The 6,434-nt window shown below is 25.3% G+C and carries 4 protein-coding genes and 1 pseudogene; all 5 read left to right on the plus strand.

Annotated elements, in window-relative coordinates:
- Positions 1-447: 447 nt before the first annotated feature.
- Positions 448-1,767, plus strand: a complete 1,320-nt coding sequence (locus HMPREF1092_RS16865; RefSeq protein ID WP_002599670.1) for a PTS transporter subunit EIIC — start codon at positions 448-450, stop codon at positions 1,765-1,767.
- Between the two features lie 36 nt (positions 1,768-1,803).
- Positions 1,804-2,418 (plus strand): PTS sugar transporter subunit IIA, encoded by a 615-nt coding sequence (locus HMPREF1092_RS16870; protein WP_002599671.1) that lies wholly within the window; start codon positions 1,804-1,806, stop codon positions 2,416-2,418.
- Positions 2,419-2,589: 171 nt separating this feature from the next.
- On the plus strand, positions 2,590-4,260 hold the full coding sequence (treC, locus tag HMPREF1092_RS15700) for an alpha,alpha-phosphotrehalase (protein WP_002599672.1): 1,671 nt from the start codon (positions 2,590-2,592) through the stop codon (positions 4,258-4,260).
- Between the two features lie 36 nt (positions 4,261-4,296).
- Positions 4,297-5,001, plus strand: a complete 705-nt coding sequence (gene treR, locus HMPREF1092_RS15705; RefSeq protein WP_040414541.1) for a trehalose operon repressor — start codon at positions 4,297-4,299, stop codon at positions 4,999-5,001.
- A 156-nt stretch (positions 5,002-5,157) separates the two neighbouring features.
- Positions 5,158-6,006 (plus strand): annotated as a pseudogene (locus HMPREF1092_RS17830) (RNA-guided endonuclease TnpB family protein); the annotation flags it as partial.
- Positions 6,007-6,434: the final 428 nt, after the last annotated feature.

The following is a 6,434-nucleotide window of genomic DNA, read 5'->3' on the forward strand; positions in this document are numbered from 1 at the left end:
TTTAGACGTATTTTGTCTTCTTATTTTTAAGATATCACGAATTTTAAAAAAAATAAACTCTTTTATAAAACAAAAATAAAGAAGATATAGAATGCTTAAATTTTTAGTGTTCTGTATCTTTTCTATGTTTAAAAATTTAATTAAAATCTTTTCATATTAATATTTATAATTTTTTTATACATTTTGAAAACCAATTTTATTTATAATACATTATGACTCAAAAAAATATAAAATTTAAATAAGACATATAAATAAAATAATTTATCCTAGAATTAAGAAAATGTTTTCATATGTTAAGTAAAATTTTACAAATATATCATTGAAAAACTTATACGTACAGGTTATTACAAAAATATAATTTGTACGTATAAGTTTTAAAGATAAAAATACTTCTATAAATTATTTTTTATTCAAATAATATATAGAATTTAAAGGAGGGGGAAACTTATGGAAAACACAAAGCAGTTTGAAGATGATTTAAAAGAAATTCTAGAAGCTGTTGGTGGTGAAAACAACGTTTCTATGGCTACACACTGTATTACAAGATTAAGGTTCATTTTAAAAGATGAAGGAAAGGTAAATGAATTAAACTTAAAAAATATTGGTTTAGTAAAAGGTAATTTTAGTGCAAATGGACAATTTCAAGTTATTATAGGTCCTGGAACAGTTGATAGAGCATATGACTATCTTTTATCTATTACTAATATAAAGGGAGTATCTAAATCAGAAGCAAAAGACGAAGCGGCAAAGAAGCTAAATCCCATTCAATTAGCAATTAAAACTTTATCAGATATATTCATCCCAATACTTCCAGCAATTGTAACTGCTGGTCTTTTATTGGGGTTAAATAACATATTGGCAGGTCAAGGAATTTTTTATGCTAATAAATCTTTAATACAAGTTTATCCAGCATGGGCCGGTTTTGCAGAAATGGTAAACGTTATAGCTAATACATCATTCACTTTTTTAACTGCACTTGTTGGTTGGTCAGCAGCTAAAAAATTTGGAGGAAATCCTCTATTAGGTATAGTTCTGGGATTAATACTTGTTAATCCAGCATTATTAAATGCATATTCTTATGGTCAAGCCGTAGCAAAACATGCAGTGCCAACATGGTCACTTTTCGGACATGCTTTCCAAAAGATAGGATATCAAGGACAAGTATTACCTGTTCTCGTTTCAACTTATATAATGGTTAAAATAGAAAAATTTATGAACAAGATCGTACCAGACTCATTTAAATTATTACTAGTAGCACCAATTGCTTTATTAGTAACAGGACTTTTATCATTCATTATTATTGGACCTGTAACATTTGCAATAGGTAATGCAATGTCATCAGGATTTGTATATTTATTTAAAAATTACGCTTTATTCGCTGGATTATTATTTGGATTCACTTATGCAATAATAGTTATTACAGGAATGCACAATACTTTCTTAGTTGTAGATTTTCAATTGTTAGCATCCCCACTTCATTGGGCTCTTTTATGGCCAATGGTTGCTTTATCAAATATAACACAAGGCTCAGGAGCTTTAGCAATGTTCTTCTTAAGTAAAGATAAAAAAACAAAAGGATTAGGGGCTACAGCAGGTATTACTGCTTATTTGGGTGTAACAGAACCTGCAATGTATGGAGTAACATTAAGATATAAATGGCCTTACTTAGCATGTTTAATAAGTTCAGCTTGTGCATCTGCATATATAGCAGTACATGGAGTTTTAGCTACATCAATCGGTGTAGGAGGATTACCAGCTTTTTTATAAATATTCCCAAAATTCTGGAGTGTTTACTTCATAGGAATGGCTATAGCATTCTTTAGTCCATTAGTATTAATCCCTATTATGTTCTTTGCAATTCCAAAGATAAGAAGAGATATAAAAGCTGTTGATGAAGGAAAAGGAAGTATTAAATTTAATTTAGATGCTTTAACAGGTAGAGAAACTAAAAAAGAACTAGATACAAATCAACAAGAAGTATCTGTTGTAACAGACAAAAAAGAAATAAATGATATTCAAAATAATGATGATTTAATAGAAAAAAATAAAGGAGCTATAGAAAAAATATATAGTCCTGTTAAAGGTAAACTTGTTAAATTAGAAGATTCAAATGATGAAACTTTTGCAAGTAAAATGTTAGGAGAAGGTATTGCAATAGAACCTATAAAAGGCAAAATAATCTCACCAGCAGATGGAGTAATTTCAATGATATTTAGGACAAAACATGCTTTATCATTAACTACAAATAAAGGAGTAGAACTTTTAATACATGTAGGCATAGATACAGTAGGAATGAACGGAAGAGGATTTGATTCTTTAGTAAAAGTTGGAGATACAGTTAAACTTGGAGATGAACTTTTAAATTTCGATATAGATTTGATAGAAAAGAAGCTGTTTCAACAACTGTATTTATGGTAGTAGCAAATACAGATAAATTTAAAGAGATATCTATTAGAGAAGAAAAGGAAAATGTAGATAATGATGAATTAATGGAAGTAAAATTTAACTAGTATTAAGGCAAATTTAGTATCTTAATTAGATATTACATTTGCCTTCAATTAATTCATAAAAAATTTGGAGGAAATAGTTATGAAAAATATAGATTTTAAAAAAGCAGTAGTATATCAAATATATCCAAAGTCATTTAAAGATAGTAATAATGATGGTATTGGAGATTTAAGAGGAGTTATTGAAAAGTTAGATTATTTAAAAAATCTAGGAATAGATTATATTTGGTTAACTCCATTTTATATATCACCTCAAAGAGATAATGGATATGATGTCGCTGATTATTATAATATTGATAAAACATTTGGTACTATGGAAGATTTTGAAGAATTGATAAAAGAAGCAGAAAAAAGAGAAATTTATTTAATGTTAGATATGGTATTTAATCACACTTCTACAGAGTCGAATTGGTTTAAAAAAGCTATGGAAGGTAATGAAAAATATAAAAGCTATTACATTTTTAAAAAAGGTAAAAATGGTAAAGCACCAACAAATTGGACATCAAAATTCGGTGGATCTTCATGGGAGTATGTAGAAAAATTCGATGAATATTATCTACATTTATATGATAAAACACAAGCAGATTTAAATTGGGATAATGAAGAAGTTAGAAAAGAAATTTATAATATAATCAATTTTTGGCTTGAAAAAGGTGTTAAAGGATTAATATTTGATGTAATTAATTTAATTTCTAAACCAGAAAAATTTGAAGATGATTTAATTGGAGATGGAAGAAGATTCTATACAGATGGTGATAAAATACATCAATATATAAAAGAATTAAATGAAAAAACTTTTGGAAGATTTAAAGATGTTATAACAGTTGGCGAAATGTCATCTACTAATATTAAAAATTGCATAAAATATACAAATCCAAAAGAAAAAGAATTATCAATGGTATTTAATTTTCATCATTTAAAAGTAGATTATAAATATGGAAATAAATGGAGTGATGGTAAATTTAATTTCTTAGAATTAAAAGATATATTTGATAATTGGCAAAGTGGAATGGAAAAAGGAAAAGGGTGGAATGCAGTTTTTTGGTGTAACCATGATCAGCCAAGAGTCGTTTCAAGATTTGGTGATGATAAAAATTATCTAATAGAAAGTGCTAAAATGCTTGGAACAGCAATTCACATGCTTAGAGGTACACCTTATATTTATCAAGGTGAAGAATTTGGCATGACTAATCCATACTATACATCAATTAGTCAATATAAAGATGTTGAATCTATAAATTATTATAATATTCTAAAAGAAAGAGGATTAACAGAAGATAACATTCTTAAAATATTAAGCCAAAAATCAAGAGATAATTCAAGAACTCCTATACAATGGGATAATAGTAAAAATTCAGGATTTACAAAAGGGATATCATGGATTGAAATAGGTAAAAATAAAGAAATTAATGTAGAAAATGCACTTAAAGATAAAAATTCTGTATTTTATCATTATAAAAAGCTTATAGAGCTTAGACATAAAGAAAATATAATATCAGAGGGAAGTTTTGAAATAATATTAAAATATAATAAGAAAATTTTTTCATATATTAGAGAATATAAAAATGAAAAATTATTAGTTATAAATAATTTTTATGGAGAAGAATGTAATTTTGAGTTGCCATATGAAAAATTAAATCTTTTAGAGTATAATTCAAAGATACTAATTTCTAATTATGATAATCCAAGTAAAAATTTTGAATTTATAAAATTAAGACCTTATGAAAGTATTGTATATAAACTTGTTAAATAAATATTCCAATGATAAAATATTTCTAAAGTGATGAATATGGAAAGTAAATATTTAAAGATATATAACAAAGTTGTTTCAGAAATAGAAAATGGAATTTTAGAGCCAAATGAAAAATTAGATTCTGAATCTGAAATGATGAATAAATATTCTGTTTCAAGAGATACTGTAAGAAAAGCCTTAACTAAATTAGAGCAAAACGGATATATAATAAAAAAGAAAGGTAAAGGTTCTTTTGTATTAGAAATGGTAAGATTTGATTTTCCATTAGCAGGCGTAGTAAGTTTTAAAGAATTATCTCAAAAAATGAACGGAAAAGTAGAAACTCATCTAGAACTATTTAATATAATAACAGAAGATCATCCAATAAGAAAAAAGTTAAACTGCAGAGATGATATTTGGGAAATATTTAGAGTTAGAGAAATAAATGATGAAAAAATAATATTAGATAAAGATTATTTAAATCGTAGGCTTATACCAAATTTAACAAAAGAAATATGTAAAAATTCTATTTATGAGTATATTGAAAATGTATTAGGACTTAAAATAGCATTTGCCAAAAAAGAAATTACCGTTAGACAAATAACTCAAGAAGATAAAAAACTTTTAGACATTGAAGATTTTAATTGTATAGTATTATGCAAAAGTTATACATATTTAGAAAATGGTGAATTATTTCAATATACTGAATCAAGGCATAGACCAGATAAATTTAAATTTATGGAATTTGCAAGGCGAAGATGAAGTTAACTTAAATTTTATACAAATTTTTTTATAGATATACTGAAACTGTGCAATTAAAAAGTCTAATATAATTTATTATATTAGACTTTTTAATTCTATTTAATATAAGAGTAAAAATATAAAATAAACTCCAAGTATTATTAATACTTAGAGTAATTCTACTCATATGCTTGTAATTGTATTAGGTTTATTTACAATCAAATGTTAGCTAATAGAATAAAAGTTTATGAAAAAAACAATGATATATTAACATCTAAAGAAATGTCTAAACCATACTTAACACCTGCTAAATTCAAAAAAAAATATGAGTGGTTAAAAGAAGTAGATTCGTTAACGTTAGCTAATGCACAATTAAATTTATATACTGCTTATAAAAATTTCTTTAAAGATAAATCTATCGGTTTCCCCAAATTCAAAAAGGAACTATATATATCGAAAATTGGTATATAAAATTACATAAATTAAAGTCTATGATAAGGATAAAACAACATAGATTATTCAAATGTAATATTAAAAGTATTACTGTATCTAAAAATTCTATGGGACAATACTTTGTTTCTATATTAGTTCATATTTAAATATAAAGTTACCTAGAGTAGATAAAAAGATAGTTATGATGTCGTATTAAAAGAGTTTGCAATATACTCTAATAGGTATAGAGTGCCTAACAAAACATCTTAGAAAATCAGAAAAAAGATTAAGAAAATTACAAAAAGATTTATCAAGAAAACAAAAAGGTAGCAATAATAGAAATAAAGCAAGGTTAACTCAGAAGCTAGTTGGCACGAATTTAGAGTTATGTTTGAATATAAAGCAGAATGGTATGGAAGAAATATTATTATTGCTCCTATCGATTATGCAAGTTCTCAATTATGTTTTTGTTGTGATTATAAAAATAAAGAAGTAAAAAATCTAAGTCTTAGAAAATGGACTTGTTCAAACTGTGAAACAGAATATGATAAATATATAAATACAAGTATAAACTTAGAACGTTTGATAGCATAGGTTATTGATTATATTGAGTTTGGGACGATCTTCTAATCTTGGGGAACTTGTTCCATTAGGAATATTGTCTAAGAAACTCCCAATTCTATAAGTAGAGAATAGTTCACTTAATAGCAGTAGTAGGAATATTCCTTTTAGTATAGATTTAAAAAAATATATATCATAATCAATTCTAGTAAATATAAAATAATAAGTAAAAATAATTAAGACTTTCTATTTTTACTTAACATGTTTTTTATTATATATCATTATTTAGCCTTAAATCTCGCCATAACGGTTATAAGTCATCTTCATAGATATAATTGTTGTTTAACTATAAAATGCCTTTATAATCGAAAATAGAAGCTTTTAAAGATATTATGTATATTTCAATTTATTAGTGATTGTAATTTTATATATATTCTTGTCAAAATTTATATAAAATACGA

The organism is Clostridium thermobutyricum, assembly GCF_000371465.1.
Classification (GTDB): domain Bacteria; phylum Bacillota; class Clostridia; order Clostridiales; family Clostridiaceae; genus Clostridium; species Clostridium thermobutyricum.

Excerpts from the sequence above, each read along its gene's own strand:
- HMPREF1092_RS16865 (WP_002599670.1), top strand. The coding sequence starts at position 448 with ATGGAAAACACAAAGCAGTTTGAAGATGATTTAAAAGAAATTCTAGAA.
- HMPREF1092_RS16870 (WP_002599671.1), top strand. The coding sequence starts at position 1,804 with ATGGCTATAGCATTCTTTAGTCCATTAGTATTAATCCCTATTATGTTC.
- treC (WP_002599672.1), top strand. The coding sequence starts at position 2,590 with ATGAAAAATATAGATTTTAAAAAAGCAGTAGTATATCAAATATATCCA.
- treR (WP_040414541.1), top strand. The coding sequence starts at position 4,297 with ATGGAAAGTAAATATTTAAAGATATATAACAAAGTTGTTTCAGAAATA.